Source organism: Pontibacter sp. HSC-36F09 (genome assembly GCF_024171605.1).
Lineage (GTDB): Bacteria > Bacteroidota > Bacteroidia > Cytophagales > Hymenobacteraceae > Pontibacter.
Genome location: NZ_JALKAA010000006.1, coordinates 211,715 through 234,250 on the forward strand (window position 1 = coordinate 211,715; position 22,536 = coordinate 234,250).

General features: G+C 53.9%; 15 protein-coding genes. 7 read left to right on the forward strand and 8 right to left on the reverse strand.

Annotation, left to right across the window (positions count from 1 at the left end; translation table 11 throughout):
• Positions 1-387 precede the first annotated feature (387 nt).
• Both uvrA and L1278_RS16965 read left to right on the forward strand, forming a co-directional pair.
• A complete protein-coding gene (uvrA, locus tag L1278_RS16960; protein ID WP_253406211.1) occupies positions 388-2,931 on the forward strand; it encodes an excinuclease ABC subunit UvrA in 2,544 nt (847 codons plus the stop codon).
• Between the two features lie 349 nt (positions 2,932-3,280).
• Positions 3,281-3,808: a hypothetical protein gene (locus L1278_RS16965; RefSeq protein WP_253406212.1), complete on the forward strand. Its 528-nt coding sequence runs from the start codon at positions 3,281-3,283 to the stop codon at positions 3,806-3,808.
• A gap of 99 nt (positions 3,809-3,907) precedes the next feature.
• On the opposite strand, the gene L1278_RS16970 is transcribed toward L1278_RS16965, so the two are convergent.
• The 6 genes from L1278_RS16970 to L1278_RS16995 form a co-directional block, all read right to left on the reverse strand.
• Positions 3,908-5,224, reverse strand: coding sequence for a RagB/SusD family nutrient uptake outer membrane protein (locus tag L1278_RS16970; protein WP_253406213.1), 1,317 nt, complete (start codon positions 5,222-5,224; stop codon positions 3,908-3,910).
• Positions 5,225-5,251: 27 nt separating this feature from the next.
• Positions 5,252-8,263 (reverse strand): SusC/RagA family TonB-linked outer membrane protein, encoded by a 3,012-nt coding sequence (locus L1278_RS16975; protein ID WP_253406214.1) that lies wholly within the window; start codon positions 8,261-8,263, stop codon positions 5,252-5,254.
• A gap of 50 nt (positions 8,264-8,313) precedes the next feature.
• Positions 8,314-9,513, reverse strand: a complete 1,200-nt coding sequence (locus L1278_RS16980; RefSeq protein ID WP_253406215.1) for an anhydro-N-acetylmuramic acid kinase — start codon at positions 9,511-9,513, stop codon at positions 8,314-8,316.
• 148 nt (positions 9,514-9,661) lie between these two features.
• Entirely contained in the window at positions 9,662-10,342 is a 681-nt protein-coding gene (locus L1278_RS16985; RefSeq protein WP_253406230.1) for an ABC transporter ATP-binding protein, read from the reverse strand.
• Positions 10,343-10,370: 28 nt separating this feature from the next.
• On the reverse strand, positions 10,371-11,630 hold the full coding sequence (locus L1278_RS16990) for an FtsX-like permease family protein (protein WP_253406216.1): 1,260 nt from the start codon (positions 11,628-11,630) through the stop codon (positions 10,371-10,373).
• Between the two features lie 2 nt (positions 11,631-11,632).
• Positions 11,633-12,715: an efflux RND transporter periplasmic adaptor subunit gene (locus tag L1278_RS16995; RefSeq protein WP_253406217.1), complete on the reverse strand. Its 1,083-nt coding sequence runs from the start codon at positions 12,713-12,715 to the stop codon at positions 11,633-11,635.
• 286 nt (positions 12,716-13,001) lie between these two features.
• On the opposite strand from L1278_RS16995, the gene L1278_RS17000 reads away from it, so the two are divergent.
• From L1278_RS17000 to L1278_RS17015, 4 genes are all read left to right on the forward strand, one after another.
• The gene (locus L1278_RS17000) at positions 13,002-13,775 is read left to right on the forward strand and encodes an SDR family NAD(P)-dependent oxidoreductase (protein ID WP_253406218.1); all 774 of its coding nucleotides are present in this window, start codon (positions 13,002-13,004) and stop codon (positions 13,773-13,775) included.
• A gap of 120 nt (positions 13,776-13,895) precedes the next feature.
• Complete coding sequence (locus L1278_RS17005; RefSeq protein WP_253406219.1) at positions 13,896-16,661, forward strand: cation-transporting P-type ATPase; 2,766 nt, start codon at positions 13,896-13,898, stop codon at positions 16,659-16,661.
• 65 nt (positions 16,662-16,726) lie between these two features.
• Positions 16,727-17,488, forward strand: a complete 762-nt coding sequence (locus L1278_RS17010) for an alpha/beta hydrolase (RefSeq protein ID WP_253406220.1) — start codon at positions 16,727-16,729, stop codon at positions 17,486-17,488.
• A gap of 82 nt (positions 17,489-17,570) precedes the next feature.
• Positions 17,571-18,026 (forward strand): TerB family tellurite resistance protein, encoded by a 456-nt coding sequence (locus tag L1278_RS17015; protein WP_253406221.1) that lies wholly within the window; start codon positions 17,571-17,573, stop codon positions 18,024-18,026.
• Positions 18,027-18,063: 37 nt separating this feature from the next.
• Here the strand turns inward: L1278_RS17015 and L1278_RS17020 are convergent, their stop codons facing one another.
• A complete protein-coding gene (locus L1278_RS17020; RefSeq protein ID WP_253406222.1) occupies positions 18,064-18,489 on the reverse strand; it encodes a DoxX family protein in 426 nt (141 codons plus the stop codon).
• A gap of 157 nt (positions 18,490-18,646) precedes the next feature.
• Positions 18,647-21,838, reverse strand: a complete 3,192-nt coding sequence (locus tag L1278_RS17025) for a hypothetical protein (RefSeq protein ID WP_253406223.1) — start codon at positions 21,836-21,838, stop codon at positions 18,647-18,649.
• Positions 21,839-22,130: 292 nt separating this feature from the next.
• Here L1278_RS17025 and L1278_RS17030 point away from each other — a divergent pair, with 292 nt between their 5' ends.
• Positions 22,131-22,463: a hypothetical protein gene (locus L1278_RS17030; protein WP_253406224.1), complete on the forward strand. Its 333-nt coding sequence runs from the start codon at positions 22,131-22,133 to the stop codon at positions 22,461-22,463.
• The last annotated feature ends 73 nt before the right edge of the window (positions 22,464-22,536 follow it).

The following is a 22,536-nucleotide window of genomic DNA, read 5'->3' on the forward strand; positions in this document are numbered from 1 at the left end:
AGTGCTATCTCTTCCGCCCTGATCAGGCTTCCGATTCATGTCTGAATAAATACTAAACTATACCTTAATGGTTGCAATAATTGTATTTTTAAAAGAAATACCTATATACGAATGCTTTTATACTTTAGCTTACAAGTGCTGGTGACCTGCCTATACCTGAATACAAAAAAGCCACAGGCAACTACTAACCTCCGTAGCAGCACGACCTCCACAGGGTGCACTTCGTGTGCATGTTTTCCAGACTGAGCCGATACTTCCTTTTCGTTGACCGCCCATAGCACTGCGTTGTTACACCTTACCAAAAAGTGCAATCCTGCGTACACTCAACAATTTTCTTTTGCGGCAGGATGCTATACCTTCGTAGCAGCGCAATTTACAAGACAGTATATGGCTAAGCTAAAACAGGATCAGACGACAACAGGGCAATTCAAGGGATTTGTAGAAGTGCGCGGGGCACGGGAGCATAACCTCAAAGACATTAGCCTGTCTATACCCAGGGATGCCCTGGTAGTGTTTACAGGCGTATCCGGTTCCGGAAAGTCGAGCCTGGCTTTCGGTACACTTTACGCTGAAGCACAGCGCCGCTACCTGGAGTCGGTGTCGCCGTATGCCCGCCGCCTGTTTCACCAGATGGCGGTGCCCGAAGCAGATGCCATTGACGGATTGCCCCCTGCCGTGGCCCTGCAACAGCAGCGCGGCACACCCACTACCCGTTCCTCGGTCGGCAGCGTCACCACGCTCTCCAACCTGCTGCGCATGCTCTATTCCCGGGCCGGCGACTATCCGGAGGGACAGTCGATCATCTATGCTGAGGCTTTCTCGCCCAACACTGCCGAAGGAGCCTGCCCAACCTGTCATGGCCTGGGGCGCATGTACGATGTCACAGAAAAGTCGATGGTGCCGGACGACTCGCTTACCATTCGGGAACGGGCCATCGCGGCCTGGCCCATGGCCTGGGGCGGACAAAACCAGCGCGATATTCTGGTAACGATGGGATTTGATGTGGACATACCCTGGCGCGAGTTGCCGCAGAAAGACCGCGACTGGATTCTCTTTACAGATGAGCAACCCGTGGTGCCGGTATACCCTGGCTATACCCCGGAAGAGACGCAACGCGCCCTGAAGCGCAAAGAGGAGCCTAACTACATGGGGACTTTCAGCAGTGCCCGCCGCCACGTGTTCCATACCTTCGCCAACACCAACAGCCCCCTCATGAAAAAGCGGGTGATGCAGTATATGCTGAGCACCGACTGCCCCACCTGCCAGGGCAAGGGCCTGCGTCCGGAGTCGTTGTCGGTGAAGTTTGCTGGCTACGATATCACAGAGCTTTCACGACTGCCCCTGAAACGGGTGCAGGCCGTGCTGAAGCCTTTTGCGCGGGGCACCGAGCCAGGCCACTCCCGCACGGAAGTCGAGCACCCAGAGCAGGCTATTGTGGCCAAACGGATTGCGGACGACCTGTGTGCCCGCATCGAGGTGCTGCTCGACCTTGGACTGGGTTACTTATCGTTGGAGCGCAGTACGCCCACCCTCTCCCCAGGCGAACTGCAGCGCCTGCGCCTGGCCACGCAGCTTTACTCGCACCTGTTCGGGGTGGTGTATGTGCTCGACGAACCTTCCGCCGGGCTGCACCCCGCCGACAAGGTAGCGCTGCTCCGTGCACTCGACGGGCTCAAGAAAGCGGGCAATTCCCTTTTTGTAGTAGAGCACGATCTGGAGGTGATCCGACACGCCGACTGGATTGTAGATGTGGGACCTGCCGCAGGCGAGAAAGGCGGTGAGATCCTGTACAGTGGCCCCACGGAAGGATTAAGGAAAGTAGCAGCCTCCCGCACGGGCGAGTACCTGTTCGGCCAAGCAAAGGGCTTCAACTCCGATCCACGTGAACCAAAAGGCTGGTTACAACTCAGTGATGTCAGCCGGAATAACCTGCACCACCTTTCGACAGCGTTTCCGCTTGGTGTGTTTACATCCGTGACAGGCGTATCGGGTTCCGGCAAGTCCAGTCTGGTGAGCCAGGTGCTGGTGGAACTGGTAGCAGCTCACCTGGGGCACCAGTTGCCTGTCGAAGAAGAGGAAGGCGACGAACTGGAGTGTGTTATACCTGTCACAACCGGAGGCCACATCACGGCAGGTATGGAAGAGATCAAGCGCCTAGTGCGTGTCGACCAGAAACCCATCGGCCGGACACCGCGCTCCAACATGGCCACCTATACCGGCTTGTTCGACCATGTGCGCAAGCTCTTTGCCAGCACGCCGCTTGCCAAAAAACGCCGCTACGATGCCGGACGTTTTTCCTTCAACGTCGCCAAGGGGCGCTGTGAGAACTGCCAGGGAGAAGGCTTTGTGATGGTAGAGCTCCTCTTTTTGCCAAGCGTATACGCCCCCTGCCCCGTCTGCCACGGCGCACGCTATAATGCCCAGACGCTGGAAGTAACCTACCGGGACAAGAATATCGCCGAGGTGCTCGATATGACAGTGGATGCGGCTTGGGAGTTTTTTGACGAGGAAGCCGCCGTGCATCGCGCACTCACTATGCTACGCGAAGTCGGCCTGGGCTACCTGCGACTCGGACAGCCGGCCACCGAGTTGTCGGGCGGTGAGGCGCAGCGCATCAAACTGGCTACCGAACTGCAGCGGTCTCAACGCGGCAATACCCTTTACATCTTGGACGAGCCCACCACTGGTCTTCATCCCGCTGACATCGACAGACTTATGACCCAACTGCACCTGTTGGTGGATGCCGGCAATACGGTTATCGTGGTAGAGCACGACATGCGCGTGGTAGCGGCCAGCGACTGGGTGATCGATATTGGTCCGGGTGCAGGAGAGGACGGCGGACAGGTCGTAGCGGCAGGCCCACCGGAACAGATCGCCAAATCCAGAGAAAGCAAAACAGCGCCTTTTTTAAGAGCGTTATCTGGTGTATAAACCAAAGTTGCAACTGTATAATACTTGCAGCCCATGCTGATTTATAAGTTTGGCCGGGCTTCTGTCTGATTGGTAAAAGAAGCGCTAAGACCAAGAAAAGAACCTTAATGTTGAGGCTTTTAAACGGCCTCAGCTTTTACAGTATAAATACTGAGGAGCGGACAAACCAGCAGAAGTGCAAATCTGGCAGCCGCTAAACACATTGATACAAATTGGAAAAAACAAATCTTAAGAATCTGTTTTTTTTTCACACTGAAACTTAAGCACTTCACAAATTGCCATTTAGCTTTTTGATTTCGTATTATTAAAATGTTTAGATTTGTAGATTATCATATTTTTACATTGTGCGATGGATTACAGATTCGTGCATCATAGAAATTATACGCTTCGGGAGGATGAGCACCATATACTGGAGTCTGCCATTTCGCTTATCTCGCAGCCACGTGACGAGTCCTTCCTAAAACGGGCGGCTGTATTCATCGCGGCCCACGCGCAGGTACAGTATGTACTGATCGGCAGTCTGAGCGAAGATGGCAAAGATGTCCTTACGAAAGTGTTTCTGAAAAACGGCGAGGTCCTGCCGAATATCTCCTACCCCCTGCAATACAGTCCCTGCGATGCTGTTCTCACACAGCGGTTCTGCTATTACCCCGACAACGTACAGCGCCACTTCCCCCGCGACTTTGAGCTGCAGGAGTTGAACATTGAAAGCTACCTGGGCAGCATTTTCCTGACAGAGGAAGGCGAGCCGGTCGGGCTGATCGCGCTGATGAGTGACCGGCAACTCGAAAATGCCGCTTTTGCCGAGCACCTGGTGCTGGTGCTAAGCCCTGCGATTGAAGAAGAGCTGATCCTGCAGTCTAATCCAACAGTCTGAACATAACAAGGTCATAAAAAAACCTCTGCCGACTTCCAGCATCTATGCTGCAGTGGCAGAGGTTTTTGCTATTTCAGAAACAGGTATAGCGCAACGACCTTAGATAGCAGGATCGTTTGGTGTATTTGGGTTGGTGCGACGCTCCTGATCTGGATACGGGTAGAAATTGCGGTTACGCTCTTCCAAGTTCTCCGGTGGGCCCGGACGGTTGAAGCGGCGGCTGTCCTCCCACTTCTGTCCGCTCAGATATAGCTCTGCAGACCGCTGCTTATATACCTCCAGCAGCAAAGCCTCCCTTGTCATTGGACCGCTGTAGGCAGGCAAGCCGGCGTTCACACCAAAAAGATCGCCGGTAGTCTGAGTACGCACCTGGTTGATCAGTGCCAGGGCCTCTTCCAAAGAACCATTGCTCCGCAATAGCGCTTCGGCTTTAATCAGCTTCATCTCGTCTGGCAGGTATGCCGGTATGCTGGTCGTCTGCGTGTTAAAAAAACCGGCCAGTGTCTTTACCCGGTCTCCTAACACATCAGCGCTCGGGTCTGTCATGTAAAAGCTGTATCGGCCATCTCCCTCTTCAAAGAGGGCATCAGGCAAGCCGAATTTATCGCGTGGTCTGTAATAAGCCAGGATAAAAACGGTGTTATAGATCGGGTTCGGGCTCAGCGTGCTGTACACGAACTCGGAGCGCTTGCTCAGATCCACCTTATCTGCGTTAGCGATAGCCGCTTCATAATTTCCGGCATATAAGTTATAGCGGGCGTTGTAAGCGTACAGCGTGTTGAGCAGGTCGAAGGCCGGGCCTGCTACCTGTGCCGTGAACTCCGGTGAGGGGGGCGTGGCCTCGATCAGGGCGATCCCTGCGTTCAGGTGGGCGATGGCAGCTGCCAGCACCTCTGCTCTGGGCCTGAAAGTTACTTTGTCGGTCCGGCTGGTCTCTGTGTTTGCCTGTTCAAATGCGATGTACAGGTTGCCGAGCGCCATGGCATTGAACAGGTGGGCGTGCGCCATCACCCCGCTCAGCGTTCCGCCCGTCAGGGTCGGTACATTGGGAGCGTTCTCCAGAATCTGCTCACTCATCAGCATGGTGCGCTGCATGCGGGACCAATATCCAAGGATGTTGCCGTTGAAGGTGGGCAGGGCAGTTCCACCGGCCTCCAGTTCAAGCACGTTGGTAAAGGTAGCTACCCCTTTCATCTCGCGACCCGTCACACCTGCGTATAAGAGTGCCGCCTCCAGGCCCGAGGTAGAGTAAAACTGACGCAACCCGACACTCAGGGCTATGATGCCCTCGCGTGAGTTCAGTACCTCGACGTCACTGGCTGCGTTAGGGTTGGGTATATCCAGTTCGCAACCACTCGTCAGCAGCAGACAGCCCGAAAGGAAACTCACTTTTAAGTAAGAAGCTATATTTTTCATGATGTTTTTCATAAGGTTAAGGAAGCATTAGAAGGTAAAGTTGAGGCCCAGCGCATAGGTTCTCGGGATCGGAACCTCCACAAAGTCAAAGCCTCGCACGGCGTTGGTCTGTCCAGCCGCATTCACTTCCGGGTCGTAGCCGCTATAGTCGTCAATCGAGAACAAGTTACGCCCGGCCAGGCTGAGGCGCATGCTGTTACCTCCCAAAAAGGCCGGCTTAAAATCATAAGCCACCGACACTTCTCTTAACTTGATGAAAGAGCCGTCTTCAATGTAATTCTCGAATATGCCAAACAGTGCAGTGGAGGTTCCTTTCGGCACTTCCCCTCGTAGCTCCGGCTCGTAACCGGCCAATCCGCCATACAGATCACGCTCGCCCACGCGGCGGGTGAAGTTGAATACATCGAATCCATAAACCGCATCAAACTGGGTACGGAACGACAGGCGTTCGCCTACCGAAATATCGTTTGTCCAAGAGCCCGTCCAGTCAGGGTTAGGATCGCCGATCACCTTGGGCACGGTGGCACCCATCGGCTGCCCGTTTTCGGGGTTGCGGCCCGCCCGCTCAGGCTGTGGCAGTCCGGCAGGGTTCAGCAGCAGCGAGCCGTCGGGGTTCCGGGCAAAATAGGTAGCGTAGAAGGCACCTAGCGGGTACCCATCCACGGCAGCTACCTGGCCGAAACCTCCCGGGAATGGCAGCACGCCACCTGGTATGTTGTTTACTTCGTTTTTGTTGCGGGAATAAATCAGCGTAGAAGTCCAGCGCACTCGCTCTGTCTGCACAGGCGCGCCTGTGATCATCAGCTCAAAGCCTTTGTTGGTCATGGTGCCGATGTTGGCGTACTGGTTCAGGAAACCCGAAGAAGGCGTCAGACCGATGAACAACAGCAGGTCTTCCACATCTTTCTTGTAAACAGAAAACTCCAGACCCAGCCTGCCGCCCAGGAAACTCATGTCGGCACCGAACTCTGTTTCTACCTGGCGTTCCGGCTTAATGCCCGAGTTACCCAATAAGGTAGATGGAATAACGCCTGGAAGGCCCGGAAGTGAAACAGGGTTGTAATTGGTATAGCGGTCATAAGCTCCGATCGCAGTCAGGTTGCCCGCCTGCCCATAGGAAGCCCGCAGTTTGAAAATAGGGATGATATCGCTAAGTCCCTGCCAGAAGCTCTCGTTGGAAACCAGGTAACTGCCGCTCACTTTCGGGTAAAACTGCCACCTGTTGTCTGCTCCAAACACGGAAGACACGTCATAGCGACCGGCACCCGTTAGAAACAGCCTTTCGCCGATACCGAATGTCTGCTGGGCAAAAAAGCCCATGATGTTAAGTTCCCGTCGGTTATCGTTGGGCATAATAGAGGCTCCACCCGTACTGATGACGGCAATCGGCCCTAATTGTGTGCCATTTATACCTGTCGAGTAGTATTGCTCTGTCTGCACCGTCCCGCCTATACCTGTGGTGGACTCCAGCCAGTCGGTCAGGAAAGTGCGGTAAGAGGCATTGAGGTCGTTGTTGAGCAGGTAAGCTGTAATGTCTCCCCTGCGGGAATAGCCCGACTCGTAAGAAGGTGTGGTATTGCCTGCAGGTATATAGCCCGTTGCGATCTGAGTCGAATTATCAAAGCCCAGCACGTAGCTCACATTCAGGCCATTGATTGGTGTGAGGTTTAGCTGAAAATCGCCGATGAAACGGTTGGTGCGCTGCCCGAAATCAAAGCGGTTGATGGCCTCGAGCGGATTGGTACGACGAAGAATAGCTGTTGGGGCCGTAGAGGGGTATACCCCGTTCACCGGTTCAGGGTTGATGAAGTTATTGCTGAAGATAAAGCCGGTAAGGGCACCGTATGCTTCGAGCAGACCGCCGTTCGGAATTTCCTCGCTGGTGCTGAGCACATAGTTGGCTCCCAATGAAACCGATACCCAGTTATTTATCGTCTGGTCTAAACGCAGACGGGCGCCTCCCCGCTTAAAATTCGTATTGTCGATGATGCCCTGGTTGCTCAGGAAGTTTCCGCTCATGTAGTATTGCGTATTCGCGCTGCCACCCGAAACCGACACATTGTTTTCGGTACCATAGGCAGTCCTGAAGATTTTGTCCTGATAGTCATACCTGGTGACGGGCTCCTGCGTAAGGTCTGAGGCGAGATTGTTCACAAAGCGGAAAGGGTACTGGTTATAATCCAGCGTCTTGCGTACTTCGTTTACCCGGAACTGCGTGGAGACCGAGATTTTAGGAGCACCTTCGACCCCGCGTTTCGTGAAGATCTGCACTACCCCATTGCTGGCCCGTGACCCGTAGATAGCAGCCGCAGCGGCCCCTTTGATGATCTCGATGCGTTCAATGTCATTGGGGTTAATATCCACCAGTCGGTTCTGCGCATAGCCTCCCAGGTCGATCAGTTCAGGTGAACTGTTGTTGATGATTACCCCATCCACAATGTAAAGCGGGTCGCCCGATCCAACAACTGTGCTGGTGCCTCGTAGGCGCACGCTGATACCACCGGCTGGGTTGCCCGAGTTCTGGCTGATCTGGGCGCCGGCTACCTTGCCGGACAGGGCCTGGTCTATGGACGTAGCTACACTGTTCTCGAGTGCATCTGCAGAGACGGTGGAAATGGCATTGCCCAACTCTTTCTTGCTGGTTGCCACCGAGGTACCCGTTACCACCACTTCATCCAGACCCACAATATCCTCCTGAATCTGCGCATCCACCTGCACGGTCTGCTGGTCACCGAGAGTAACAGGGCGGGTCTGCGGTTTAAAGCCTATGAACGAGAACGTGAGTTGGTAAGTGCCCGGAGGCAGGGCGGCCGACAGATTGTAAACTCCGCTCGCATCAGTGGCCGTGGCGATGTTGTGGTTCTGGAACTTTACCACCACACCGGGCAGCGGGGACTTGGTGCGGGCATCTGTGACGGTGCCCGTAATGGCGTAGCGTGCTCCTTGCGCAACGGCTAGCTGACAGGCAGCCGCCAACAGGAGGAAACACAGCAGGATAGCCTTTCCGGAGGCCCTCCCAATCAGGTAATTTTTTCTCATAGTGCCTCTTTTTTGTACAGTTTATAATGTGGTGAATAAGTGTTCAGAAATTACTCAGGCAAGCTGATTTTCCCCATCAGCACAGAGGGCACGCGACGCTTGCCAGGACCGAAATGGATGGGCTCGCCCACCAGGCATTCATTGGCCAGGGTGGCAAACAACACCGCCTCTTTTGCATCCGGCGACACCCCGAGCTCGGCCGTGTTCCGCACCGTAGCGCCAGGTAAAAGCGCTTCAATATTTTGTATGAGAAGCGGATTGTGCATACCGCCTCCACTCAGGAAAATTTTAAAATCAGCATCTCCAAGCGAGCGGGTCAGGGCCCCGCAGATGGCAACAGCTGAAAACCGGTTCAGGCTCGCCATGACGTCTTCCGGGGATAGGTGCTCTGTGTCGGATCTGCGCTGTGCTTCCGCCAGGTATAAGAGGTTGAACAGCTCCGGGCCAGTTGTTTTGGGAAAGTCCTGCTCAAAGAAAGGATGATACAGTAAGGAGGCCACCAGTGCCTGGTTGTAGGTACCTCTCCTGGCGATGGCAGCATCGGCATCATAATAGGTACCAGGAAACTGCTGCTGCACATAGGCATCCATCAACGTATTGCCAGGCCCTACATCGGTCGAGAAGATACGGCTGGTGTCCAGGTCGCCGGGCAGAAAGGTAAAGTTGGCGATACCGCCGATGTTGAGCATGATCCGGTTCTGATCCTGCTTCGAGAATAGCAGGTAGTCACCGTACACGGCCAGTGGGGCGCCCTCTCCGCCTGCAGCTACGTGCTTCTGCCGGAAATCACTCAGGGTGATGACACCTGTACCCATAGCGATATGGTCGCCGTCACCAATCTGCAGCGTCGCATCCGGCATACCTGCTACACCATGCAGTGACGCCGGGGCATGATAAATGGTTTGACCGTGGCTGGCAATCACGTCAACTTCAGAAGAATCCACCCCCCACTCCTTCAAGCTTTTGTTGATGAGTTCTGCATGGAAGCGTCCGATGTAGGCATTGAGCAGGCAGACACGCTCCAGATCAACTTCCCGTTTTGAGAAAATAGCTTTCACTTCCTTTTTGAAAGTTTCATCATAGGGCATAGTCGCAAATTCCCTGAGATTCATGCAGGTTTGGGTACCCTGCCCCTCAAATTCACAGAGGGCAATGTCAAGGCCGTCAAGCGAAGTGCCTGACATGAGGCCGATGATGGTTCTTTTCTTTTTACTGGCAACCCTAAAGAGTTGACTTAATACTTTATTCATAAATTAATTAAATTTGATATGACAAAAAGTCAAAAGAACCATAGGTTCTTCATACGAAACATATAAAGTTTAGGTAATATAGGCACAGGCGAATTTCCGCATAATCAGGCAGAAATTCACAAGTAGGTGATGGCTATGATTGGCTTTATCAGAATCGTATAATCCGCCCGTCCTCCATTTCGATGATGCGGTGACTGTTTTCGGCGAATTCTGTGTCGTGAGTAACGATGAGCAGCGTTTGGTTGTGCTCCTCGGTAAGCTCTTTGAAGATATTGAACACAATGTCGCTGTTGCGCTTGTCGAGGTTGCCGGTGGGCTCGTCACCCATGATGATGTGCGGGTCGTTGATGAGGGCGCGGGCAATGGCGACCCGCTGCTTCTCCCCGCCCGAAACACGGTAAGCCGACTGCATGGCCAGGTGGTCTATGCCCAGCATTTTAAGCCGCTCCATGGCGCGGTGCTCTATTTCCTGTTCGCTAAACCTACCCAACTTCAGGCCGGGCAGCATCACGTTGCGCAACACCGTGAACTCGTTGAGCAGGTAATGAAACTGGAACACAAAGCCGATCTTCTCGTTTCGGATGCGGGCCAGTTCCGGATCCGGCCGGCCAGACATGAGCTCCTTATCAATGTAGAGCTCGCCGGTATAGTCGGTGTCCATGGTGGAGAGGATGTAGAGCAGCGTGGACTTGCCGCAACCCGACTTGCCGATCACCGACACGAACTCCCCTTTATTCACGGTGAACGTGATATCGCGGAGCACCTGCACCGTAACGGGATCATGGAACTCCTTGTTGATGTTCCTCGCTTCGAGTATAACTTCCTGCATCTTTTCCTGGCTGCCTTTCATCCTATACCTATTTGCCCCTGATGATCTCAACCGGGTCCACCCGGCTGGCCTTGCGAGCCGGGAAGAAACCGGCAAAGTACGTCGTGATCAGTGAGAAAATCCCGCCGATCACGTAGTACACCACATCGTAGTTAACCGGATAAGTCGTGATGGTAGGCAGTGCTGCCGTCACGAAGGGGATGTTGTCAATGACGACCGAGAATAGGAAACCAAACACGAGTCCTACCACACCCCCGAAAAAGCCGATGCTCATCGCGATCAGCAGAAACACCAGGTTCACATCCCGGCCCGAAAAGCCGGTGGCCTTGAGGATGGCGATGGAGTCCATCTTCTCGTAGATCATCATGTTGAGAATGTTGAAAATACCGAAACCCGCCACGATCAGCAGCGTGATGCCCACGGCGTAGGAGATGAGCGAACGTACGCTGCTGCCCGTCTCGAACTGGGCGTTGGCCGTCTGTATGTCTTCGGCATCGACATTGAAAAGCTGCGCATACTCCCTGGCGACGGCCGGAGCCTGCTCCAGGTCATGGAGCTTCACCTGGATGTCGGTCATGTAATTGGCCGGCTTGCCGAGCAGCTTCTGGGTGGTGGCAATGGAAGCATAGCTCTGCACCTTGTCGATCTCTTGTATACCTGACTGGAAATACCCTACCACTTTCAGCGAAAAACGCTCGCCCTGGGCCGTCGTTACCTGCACCACATCGCCTATGTCGGCCACCAGTATATCGGCCAGCCCCTTGCCCAGGATGATGCTGTTGGCCACGTTTTTGGCATCGATGGGATTGCCGGCAGTCACGTAATCCTGGAAGTTAAACAGGCGGCTCTCCTCCTCCACATCGATGCCATTGATCACACCGGTAATCTCGATTGTGCCCTCGTTGTAAAAGACCTGCGCAAGGAGTTTGGGGGTGGCACCCAGCACCCGCTCATCGGCTTTCACGGTCTGCAGAATGGGGCCGCTGTTGTAAATCTCCTGCCGGGAGATGCCGGCTTTCACGGAACTGATAAAGTTGTAGGAGTCCTTGTACTGCCCGGCCACATTCACCGGCTGGTCTTCGCTGGGCTTGATCTCGTTATAAAGCCGTACATGCGGCGTGCGGTTCAGGATGAGGCCATCAAGCAGGTCGTTAAGGCCGTTCATAAAACCGAGCAGCGTGATGAACATGGCGATACTGAAGGTTACCCCAACGGCGGCCACTAGTGTCTGCCGCCAGCGGGCCAGCAGCATGGATTTCGCGATGCTATATATCAGTTTAAAATTCATCGCTAAGGCTTCACGATCACATCCTCTTTCGAAAGTCCCTCCACGATCTCCACTTTCTGGTAGTCTTTCAGCCCGGATTTCACAGGCACGCGCTCGCCGTTCTCATTCAGCACATAGGCACCCTCCACCAGGTATTCGCGGGGTATGGTTAGGGCATTCTTTTTGGCCTGAATGATGATGTTGGCCTCGGTGGTCAGGTTAGGGTATAGCGCGTCGGGTTTGGTTACAAAAGCAGCTTCCACGGTAAAAGAGCGGGTGCGCTCGTTCATGGCCGGGTTGATCTTGGTGATGCGCCCTTCAAATACCTGCCCTCTGTAACTGTCGAGGTTGAGCAGCACTTGCTGGCCTGGTTTCACACGCGCTATATCGTATTCGTCCACCTGCAGCTCCAGGATGAATTCATCGGCATCGCCCAGCACCGCAATCGGCACCTGCGGACTCACCAGCTCGCCTTTCTCGCGGAGCACACTGTATACCTTGCCGTTGGTTTCGCTCTTCACAGTATAGTCGTCGCGCAGGGTCTCGCTGATCTGCAGGTTCTTCTGCGACTGACGGGCGGCAAAATCCAGCTGTTTTTTGAGGTCGTTGTAGCGCAGGCGGGCGGAACGGTAGGCCGTCCGGGAATTTTTGTAGGCTAATTCGCGCTGCTCCAACTCCACCCGGGTACCAATCTGGCTGGCCCAGAGGTTGCGTTGCCGCGCCAGCAGCAGCGAGTCGTTGCGCATGCGGCTTCGGGCCAGGTCGATGGACTCCCGCAGCTCGGTCAGCTTTTCGGCATTGGCACCGACACGGGCGTATTCCGCAGCCAGTCGGGCATTCTCTGTGTTCAGTTGGGCGGCCTCGTTGCTGATGCGGACGAGTGTTTCGCCCTTTCGCACGGTGTCTCCCTCCGTCACCAGTATTTCCTCGATGATGCCGCTCACAACCGGGTATACCTGGTATTGGTTGCGACTTTTCACGAGGCCGGAAGCGTAAACGGCTTCCGAGATATCCTCCACAGTTGGCTGTGTTGTTTCCTGGCTCTCTCCACAGGAAGTGAAAAAGACCAGCAGCAAAAGCAGTTGTAAATAGTGTTTTATTGACATGATCCCTCAAACGTAAAAGACACTATGCAGCAGCACTTTCAATCGCCTTATACCTGTCCGATCTTTTGAAGATCAGCTATACCTGCTGTGAGCAGGGCCGGAAGGGTGCTGTGCTTCAAATGTACTACATTCAGTACACGATTGCATGATGATGCGTAAGCTATAAAGTATATTATTTGATAACTGATATATGTTTCACTTAGAAATGACAAGTGTCATAGAAAGGGCCTCACGGTATTACGAAATTTGTCCGATAACGAACTTCTAACCTCAAACCAATAAGATTATGAACGAAATGAAATCTAATCAAGCCAAACTGTTTGATGGAAAAGTGGCGCTGGTAACCGGTGGCTCCTCTGGCATTGGCAAATCAGCTGCTTTGCTCTACGCCCGCGAAGGAGCTAAGGTAGTGGTGTCCGACATCCATGAGGAGTCAGGCATGCAGGTCGTGCAGGAAATTGAGCAACTGGGCAGCCAAGCTATTTTTGTATCGGCCGATGTCTCGAAGCCAGAGGACTGCGAGCGCATGGTGCAGCAGGCTGTCCAAAAATTCGGTCGGCTGGATGTTGCCTTCAACAACGCAGGTATAGGCGGTGAATCCAATATGATCGGCGACATGAGCATCGAGGGTTGGAATAAAGTCATCAGTATTAACCTCAACAGTGTGTTCTACTGCATGCATTTCCAGATACGGCAGATGCTGCAGCAAGGCGGCGGTGCCATTGTCAATAATTCCTCCATCCTCGGACAGGTGGGCTTTGCCAACTCAGCTGCTTATGTAGCGGCAAAGCACGGTGTGGTGGGCCTGACTAAAAATGGAGGCCTTGAGTACGCTTCCAAAGGTATACGCATCAACGCTGTCGGTCCGGCCTTTATCAAAACCCCTTTGCTATCCGGCATGGGCGAGGAAACGCTGCAGTTCCTGACATCCAAGCACCCAATAGGACGCCTGGGAGCCCCGGAAGAAATAGCAGAGCTGGTGATTTGGCTCAGTTCCGACAAGGCTTCTTTCGTATCGGGGGCCTATTACGCTGCCGATGGGGCCTACCTGTCACAGTAAACGCTCGTACTACTTACTGAATACCACCTGCTTCCATAATTCAGATACTCACCTTGTATTGGAGTTATAAGGGTCCGGGCGGGCATTTCGCTGCCGCGCAGGTATAGACGTCAAGTAAATATGCGTGTAACGGAGAAAAGAAGTCCACAAAGAACAACTTTACCCCAGGATTGGCACAGCCTGGACGCGCAGGAGGCACTTGAGTTGCTTCAGGTTGACCAGAAAAAGGGGCTTGCAGACGAAGAAGCACGAAAGCGCCGGGAAACGTACGGACGCAACATCATGACGCAGCAGAAAAAGCAGAGTGCCCTGGTGCTGTTTCTGCTGCAGTTTCACCAGCCGCTCATCTACATCCTGCTGGCCGCCACCGTTGTCACGTTGCTGCTGGGCGAGTACATCGATTCGAGCGTTATTTTCGGGGTTGTTCTGATCAACTCCATCATCGGCTACATACAGGAATCAAAGGCCTTGGCCGCCATCGACGCCCTGTCCAAAAGCATGTCTGCGAAAGCTACTGTGCTGCGCGGGGGCAGTAAACAGCAAATCGATGCTTCGGAACTGGTGCCCGGCGACATTGTGCTGCTGCAGTCCGGCGACAAGTTTCCGGCCGATTTGCGGCTGGTGCAGGCCCGCGACCTGAAGGTGGACGAATCGGCGCTGACCGGGGAGTCGGTGGCGGTGGAAAAGCATGCAGAGCCTGTGTCCGCAGACGATGTACTGGGCGACCGCTTTTCAATGGGATTCGCCTCCACGGCGGTGACCTACGGGCAGGCCACCGGCCTCGTGGTGGCCACCGGCGACAAGACCGAGGTGGGCAAAATACAGGAATCCATCTCTGGCGCGCAGAACCTGGACACACCACTCACCATCAAAATAAAGGAATTCAGCAACCTGCTCCTTAAGGTCATCCTGGCGCTGTGCGTCGTGCTTTTCCTGGTAGAGTACCTGAGGGGAGCGGACGTGTCCGAAACCTTTATGCTGGCGGTAGCTCTGGCAGTAGGCGCTATACCGGAGGGTTTGCCCGTGGCTGTTACCATCATGCTGGCGCTCGGGGTTTCTAAAATGGCCAAACGCCGCGCCATCATCCGCAAGTTGGTGGCCGTGGAAACCCTGGGCAGCACCAACGTAATATGCTCCGATAAAACCGGCACGCTCACCGAAAACCAGATGACTGTGCAGCAGATCGTAGCCGGAACCGAAAAGTATACTGCTACCGGCCTAGGTTACCGACCGGAAGGTGAAATCCAGCAAGAGGAAAGACTGGCAGACCTGAGCCACAACAAAGCCCTGGAGCTGTGCCTGAAAGCCGGTTTGCTCTGCAATGACAGCACCCTGAAAGAGAAAGACGGGCAGTGGCTGATAGAAGGCGACCCCACCGAAGGGGCGCTGGAAGTGGCCGCCCGAAAAGCCGGACTTGAGAGGCGAACGTTGGAGGAGCAGCAGCCCCGCCAGGACACCATACCATTTGAGTCAGAATACCAATACATGGCCACACTGCACGGCGGCGACAGACCCGTTATTTACCTTAAAGGGTCTGTAGAAGCCGTGCTGGAGCGCAGTAGCAAAGCCCTGCTGCCAGACGGCGAACCGGGCGAACTCGACAAGGAACAGATCGATAAGCAAGTAGAGCAAATGGCCGGCGAGGGGCTGCGCGTACTGGCTTTCGCCATGCTGGAGGCGACCGAAGGCCATACGCAGATCGACCACAAACACACCAGCTCCGACCTCATATTCCTGGGACTGCAGGGCATGATCGACCCGCCCCGCGAAGAGGCCATGGAGGCCGTGGCCCTGTGCCAGCGCGCAGGCATAGACGTGAAAATGATTACGGGCGACCATGCCGTGACAGCCGCTGCCATTGCCAGCCATATTGGCTTGAAAGGACGACAGGACAACGGGAAGCTGGTAGCTGTGACAGGCAAGCAGCTGCAGCAAATCGGTGACCAGGAACTGCCCGACATCGTAGAGAAGACAGCTGTATTTGCCCGTGTAGCGCCAGAACAAAAACTGCGATTGGTCAAAGCCCTGCAGTCATGTGGCAATGTGGTGGCCATGACGGGCGACGGTGTGAACGACGGCCCGGCCCTGAAGCAGGCCAATATCGGCATCGCCATGGGTATTACCGGAACCGACGTGGCCAAAGATGCCTCGGACATGGTGCTCACCGATGATAACTTTTCGTCCATAGAAGGCGCCGTGGAAGAAGGGCGTGGCGTGTTCGACAACCTGACGAAGTTCATTGTCTGGACGCTTCCTACCAATTTAGGTGAGGCGTTGGTGGTACTGCTGGCCATTGCGCTCAATTCTCGGCTCCCCATGCAGCCCGTGCAGTTCCTTTGGATCAACATGACCACGTCGGTGTTGTTGGGACTCACGCTGGTTTTCGAGCCCAAAGAGCCCGGCATCATGGACCGTCCACCACGTGCGTCTAACCAACCACTGCTCACCTCCATGCTTATCAAGCGGACGTTGCTGGTAGGCTTTTTAATGCTTGCAGCCGCCTACGGCCTGTTTCAGTACGAGCTGGGCCAGGGTGCAACGCTCGTGGAAGCCCAGACCGTAGTCACAACGGTGTTTGTGGTAGTGGAATCCTTTTACCTACTCAACTGCCGCTCGCTGGTGAGGCCGATTGGCCAGGTTGGCTGGTTTTCAAACAGGTGGGTGTACTACGGCATTGGCGTCATGTTCCTGGCGCAGGCGCTCTTCATCTACACGCCGTTCATGAATATGCTTTTTGGCACCAGTCCGCTGGAGGTCATGCAGCTGCTGCGCATATTTGGGGCGGGAGTTGTTGTGTTTACAATTATCTCTATCGAGAAGGAGATTCGCTTCAAGCTGGGCGCTAAAAAGCTGGAGGCCGCGAAAAAGGAAGAACAGCTAACCTAGCGTATACCTTGGTGAAAAGGGTGATCGGAGCATCGGTTTTAATTTGTATCGTATACCTTGTGGTGATGGGCTTACTTTCATTTCAGCAGGAGAAGCTGATTTTCTTTCCGGAGAAACTTCCGGCAGACTACACCTTCCGTTTCGACCGGGAAGCAGAAGAAATACGTATACCTGCGCCGGACGGTGTACTGCTGCATGGCCTGCTTTTCAAGGCAGAAGCGTCAAAAGGGCTGGTGTTTTACCTGCACGGCAACGCGGGTTCAGTGGCCAACTGGGGTTGGGTGCACCAGGCCTATACCGCCCTGGGCTATGATGTGTTTGTGCTCGACTACCGCGGCTATGGCAAAAGCCAGGGCAAGATAAGCAGCGAGCGCCAGTTTTACGACGATGCTGAGGCAGCCTTTCTGGAAGTGGCGGGCAGGTATAGCGGCCAGCAGATCATTGTCGCCGGCTACTCCATCGGAACGGCTGCAGCAGCGCGGCTATCTTCTCTGCATACACCCACTTTACTGCTGCTGCAGGCGCCTTATTATAGTCTCAGCGATTTAATGCAAAGCCTGTATCCTTTGGTGCCGGGTTTTCTGCTTCGTTACAAATTCGAGACGTATACCTTTGTGGCGCAAACCAAATCGCCCATCGCTATTTTTCATGGTGAGCTGGACGAGATCATTTATCCGGGCTCCTCCGAAAAGCTGAAGGCACATTTAAAACCGTCGGACCAGGTCATATTGCTCAAAGGCCAGGGCCATAACGGCATGAACGAGAACCCGGCTTTCCGGCGCAAACTGGCAAAAGTGCTCAGCAAGCTGTCACCTGCAGCGCCCTGAACTTATACCTGATCATGCATGGTGCTACACCTAAAAAAGGCACTGTGGCAATAAAAATTAAAACACGAAAAAAGAAGAAAACATGGAAGGCGTTTTTAACACAACCGGTCGGACAAACATACCTGACTCCTATACCTACACCCCACAAAACGAACAGGAAGCCTGGATTGCCATAATGCACGCCTGCGTGGCCGTAGACGACGATGTGGCCGACGAAGAACTGGACGAAATGGCGCAAACCCTGGCTGACCTGCCGCTTTTTGAAGGGCACGACATCATGGCCTACAGCCGGAGTGTCTTTTATGCGCACGTGCAGCTGGGCAGCAAAATATTGATCGACAACTCGGTGGACTTGATCTCAGCGGAGAACCGTCCCGCGCTCTTTGCCCATACCATCCAACTGGTGCTGTCAGACAGCGTGGTGACCGAAAAAGAGGAGGAACTGATACAATACCTGTACTCTGCCCTAGATATGGATGAGAATCAGGCACAGGAGATCGTCCGGGAAGTATTGATCCTCAACAAGGACAAGAAATAGCCCGGCTATACCTGCTGTGGCGCGAAACCCTTACCTGTCAGGTATAGCTGGTCCGCTTGCTCCCTTCCCGCCTTACACCTCTGCCCATCGCGGCGTCGATGCTCCAAATGCCGGAGCCGTGGGCGGCCATGTACAGAAACAGAAAGCAGTAGAGCAAAGCCGTCTCCCCTTTATTGAGCAGCGGGTTCCAGCCCTGGGGCGCGTGGGCCATGAAGAAAGCCACTGCCATCTCACCACTGGCAATAAAGGCCGCCCATCCGGTCAGGAAGCCAAACGCGATCATGAGTCCGGCAACCAGTTCTATGATACCGGCCAGCCCCATCAGCGAAGCTATTTCCACGGTGTTGCCGTCGCCGGGCCAACCAAATAGCTTTTGCGTGCCGTGCATGGCAAACATCAATCCGGCCACTATGCGCAGGATGGCGTAGAGTTGCGGGCTGTAGGGCCCCAGAAATCTTTCCATAGTTTTGAGCTTTATACCTGCTTGGTTATAGCAGGCTATGATACAAGCACTTACATACGGAAATAACGATTTTCGGATTATTATGTTGAATTAATCTAAGGCAACAGTCCAGTACGTACTACCACTTTCAGACAGTAATTGAATTTGAGCTAAAAGGCTACTTGATTTCGGAAAAGGCCGTGTCGATCTGGTATTGCTCCAGAACACTCAGAAACTCGTTTTGGAGCACCAGGGCGATGTCCTCTCTCTCCTTCCGGTTGCTGAGCTTCACCTTGTATTTATCCTGGTCGCGCACCAGCAGCAGGTGCTGCTTGCTCGGGCTGTTCTTCAGCGACAGCGAATCTTCCTGTATCTGCTCGATACGGCGCTGGTTGTTCCCGAAAAGAATATTGAAAACGTTGATGTCCACGCTCAGGCTCGCATCACCACGCATGGTGTAGGAACCCCTGAGGTCAAAGGACGACAGGTTGTTGTTCATACTGAAACCAGGCGCGACAAACTTATTTCTGTAAAGCACAAAATCAGCCTCCACATCCTCGAAAAACAGGTGCTCGGTCCGCTCTTTCCGCATGAAGCCCAGCGCTTCCTGTATGGGCTTGATATCGATCAACTCCATGCCCCGGAAAGAGGCCCGGCTATAGGCTACCGTACGGTCGAAGCTCGGTGCAAAAGTCCCATCCAGCTTGGTAAACACAGTCAGGTTACAGTCGGCTTTGCCTTTTATATTCTGGCTTCCCAGCATATCGAGCTCCATCTGCTCGGCCACTGCAAACAACTGCTCCAGATCGACGTCCTGCACTTGTGCCTTCAGCCGAACAGGGATGGTGTCAGAGGGCTCGTTCAGGTACATCATTCCGTGCGAAAATATTTTGCCACCGAAGGCTTGCAGGTATAGCTTGTCGAGTTGCGCCTGCTCCCGGTTCATGCGGGCTCTTATCTCCAGATTGCTTCCCGTCAGGTACTCATACTTCAATTCCTGTGCTTCTACATAAAGTCCCAGATCATACACCTTCTCCCGCAGTTTAGTACTCATGCCCTTTTCCGGCTCCTCTTTCTTCGCAGGCAATTCCTGGGGCTGGTCTTCGGGCAGCAGTGTTTTCAGCGCCGCGAAATTCTGCATAAACGCCTGCAGGTCCAGAAAATCATATTGCAGGTGCACATCCAGGTATGGCCGGGTTAGTTTTGAACTAATCAGGTAGAAGCCGCCGTTTGCAGTGGCCGCTCCGCCTTTGCTTGTCTTAAAGCGCATCTCCTGCATTGTAACATGGCTCTTGTTTTTATCCAGGCGCACAGAGAGGTGCTGCAGGTCTTCTTCCCCGGGCAGATCAATATGCTTCACGCGCAGGGATAGGTGCACCTTCTGAAGCGGTATCAGGAAAGTCATCCCTTCGGTTTTATCAGTCGATGCACTTTTTTTGCCGTTGCCCGCTGAGCCGGCAATCGCGTTCACCTGTTGCAGACTAGTCAGGTCGAGGGTGTCCATCTGCGCGGCCAGTTGTATGCTGGCATCACGAAGTTTCCGGTTGTCGTTCGGCGCTGCTACGTTCCCGGTCACCGTGATGCCCTGAGAGGTCAGTCCGATATCGGAGAGTGTGAGGCGCTTGCCGTCACTGCTCAGCCTGGCCTGCATGTTTTGAACAGACGCTGCCTGCAGGTTGAGCTGCTGACACGCCAGCCGCATGTTTAGCCGTAAAAAGTCGGGTATGATCGTAGTGGTTGCGACGGCTGAACTTGTCGGGGCCGCTGGCTTTCCACCGGCTTTAGTGTCAGGTTTCAGCTTTAGCCAGGCCGTGTTTAGCTGCCTGAGGTTGACGGCACCTCTTACAGTCACGGTTTTTTGCTGGCCTAGCAGGTAATTCACCACATCGCGTACTGATCCATCAACCGTAAAAGACTTTCCGCCTATTTTGCCTCCCATACCCTGCAGGCGCAGTTCGTTGCCTGCCAGTTTTGCCTCTCCGTTCAGGTTGGTGAAGGGTACGGTGAGCTTTGCCGGCTGAAAGCCAACCTCCTGCAGACGGATAGCCCCCTGCCACTGCAGGTCATCCTGCCGCTGGCGATCCTCGGTGGCATGCAGATTTCCCTTGATGGTGACGTCGCCGGCCAGCGTACCGCGTGGCAGGGAAAGGTAATCCGGAGGCATCAGTTCAGCCAGGCTATCCAGGGTATAGCTCCCGCTGAGACGCGCATCCACAAAAGGTTTGGTAAAGTTTGTAATCTTCGCTTTGAGCTGCAGGCTGTCCTGGCCGGTGCGGACCGCTACCCGATGCAGCGTGAACGAACTTGTCTCCGGTGAATGCTTTGGCCCGTTGTCCAACTGACCGGAAATCTGGATATGCGACAGTGTGATGCGGCTGGTGGGCCAGTGCAGTTTCCCATCCTGCAAGGCAAAGTGCAGTTTGTTTCTGGGGCGCTTCGTGGGTCCGGAGTGGCCGGCAATGTGGTAGTGCAGCTTCACGCGGCCCTCGCTCTCCACCTGCCGGAGTAAAGGTATAGACTTGACAGAATTCATCTGGTTGAGCAGAAAGAAAAAGGGCTGCTCTCCTTTAAAGTGCAGGTCCAGCTCTGAGCCCGGCTCGTTAGCCGACTTCCGGTGCGTACCCGAGATCAGTACCTCGTTCTTGTTCAGGATGGCTTTGCTGTCCTCAATTGTTCCCAGCTTTTTGTTCAGATCGTAGGTATAGTGTGCATCGGCTGTAAAGTTTCTGTCCTCGAAAAGGCGCAGGTCGCGGCTGCTGATGTAGTTAATCTTACCTTTCAGTTTGCCATTTATTTTGAGGATGTTATCGCGAAGATCGGCTGCCAGATCAGAATCTAGTAGCTGCAAGGAGAAGGCGCTCTCCTTGTACTGGTTTTCGCTCAAAAACAGGGCATTTCGGATCCTGACCTGCGGGATGTTCAATTCGAAATCACCTGAATCGTCGTCCTGCTTTTCTGCCTTGCCAAAGCTGAGGCTGCGCTTGTGTCCGGTGGAGTCTACCTGCTGATGAAACGTGAGGCCATCGAGGTATAGCTTACTGATGCGGAACCGTCCAAAGGGCCACTGCAGCACTGGCACCAGTACTTCCATATGTTCGACAGCCAGCACCTCCACAGGCTGCGCACTGCTGGTATCTTTTAGCGAGATGTTGTCGAGCGTCAGGGTCAGGTAGGGGAAATTTTTCCAGTTGGAAATATCCGACTGAAAAGGCGCCAGCACCAGGTTGGGATCTTTCGTCAGCGCCGTTCTGATGAAGACCGGTAGCTTGTCCTGGTAGAGCGGGGCCAGCAGGAACTGGGCAGCCAGCACCAGGGTGAACAGCAGTCCAATTACCAGCAGAAATATCTTAACGAAGGGGCGCGTTTTCATAACAGATTGTATTGCCTGACCGGAAGCTTAGTTTCCGGTTTGCTTCTACTTAAACTCACATTTTGCAAGAAAGTTTGGCTCACCCAATCTTATCCGAACCTCCTGTGTTATATAGATTTATGCTATATGGTTCCCTGAATTTATCCAAAGCCGATCCTGATTGATCATGAGATAGAGAAATGGGGTCCTTGGGCCGTTTGTTAACCCAAAATTGACCCAAGTCCGTACAACGAACTAACCCTGGAGCATTTCCGGGGTCGGTTATTTATGTTCTACCTAAAGAAAACAAACCATGAGCGACAACAATAGAAATATCTCCGAAGATCCGAATTCAAGAAAAGGCGAAGGCGTAAGCGGCCTGGGCAAAGGCAAACAAACCGGCCCGGTAGCCGGTGGCGCTGACAATACCCGCGGCGAGAACAAACCAAGTCGTGAGGGAAGCAGCGGTGGCGCCAAGCACGGCAAGGATAACCCGAGGGAACAAAACAGTCCGCAGGGCTCTAATGCTAACCTCACCACAACCACCCGTGGCGCTGACGGCACCGACAAAGAGTTCCGCAACAACCAGCCGAACCCGAGCACGATTACAGACCCGGATATGAAAAATAAGGAAAGAAATAACTAAGGCTATACCTGCGCCTTAAATGAATAAAGCCCCGGCAATTGCCGGGGCTTTTGTTTTATACCTGTTGAGGGTG

Coding starts and splice junctions, on each gene's coding strand:
- L1278_RS16995 (WP_253406217.1), bottom strand. CDS start 12,715: ATGTCAATAAAACACTATTTACAACTGCTTTTGCTGCTGGTCTTTTTC.
- L1278_RS17020 (WP_253406222.1), bottom strand. CDS start 18,489: ATGGAAAGATTTCTGGGGCCCTACAGCCCGCAACTCTACGCCATCCTG.
- L1278_RS16980 (WP_253406215.1), bottom strand. CDS start 9,513: ATGAATAAAGTATTAAGTCAACTCTTTAGGGTTGCCAGTAAAAAGAAA.
- L1278_RS16975 (WP_253406214.1), bottom strand. CDS start 8,263: ATGAGAAAAAATTACCTGATTGGGAGGGCCTCCGGAAAGGCTATCCTG.
- L1278_RS16965 (WP_253406212.1), top strand. CDS start 3,281: ATGGATTACAGATTCGTGCATCATAGAAATTATACGCTTCGGGAGGAT.
- L1278_RS17000 (WP_253406218.1), top strand. CDS start 13,002: ATGAACGAAATGAAATCTAATCAAGCCAAACTGTTTGATGGAAAAGTG.
- L1278_RS16990 (WP_253406216.1), bottom strand. CDS start 11,630: ATGAATTTTAAACTGATATATAGCATCGCGAAATCCATGCTGCTGGCC.
- L1278_RS16985 (WP_253406230.1), bottom strand. CDS start 10,342: ATGCAGGAAGTTATACTCGAAGCGAGGAACATCAACAAGGAGTTCCAT.
- L1278_RS17015 (WP_253406221.1), top strand. CDS start 17,571: ATGGAAGGCGTTTTTAACACAACCGGTCGGACAAACATACCTGACTCC.
- L1278_RS16970 (WP_253406213.1), bottom strand. CDS start 5,224: ATGAAAAATATAGCTTCTTACTTAAAAGTGAGTTTCCTTTCGGGCTGT.
- uvrA (WP_253406211.1), top strand. CDS start 388: ATGGCTAAGCTAAAACAGGATCAGACGACAACAGGGCAATTCAAGGGA.
- L1278_RS17025 (WP_253406223.1), bottom strand. CDS start 21,838: ATGAAAACGCGCCCCTTCGTTAAGATATTTCTGCTGGTAATTGGACTG.
- L1278_RS17005 (WP_253406219.1), top strand. CDS start 13,896: ATGCGTGTAACGGAGAAAAGAAGTCCACAAAGAACAACTTTACCCCAG.
- L1278_RS17030 (WP_253406224.1), top strand. CDS start 22,131: ATGAGCGACAACAATAGAAATATCTCCGAAGATCCGAATTCAAGAAAA.
- L1278_RS17010 (WP_253406220.1), top strand. CDS start 16,727: ATGGGCTTACTTTCATTTCAGCAGGAGAAGCTGATTTTCTTTCCGGAG.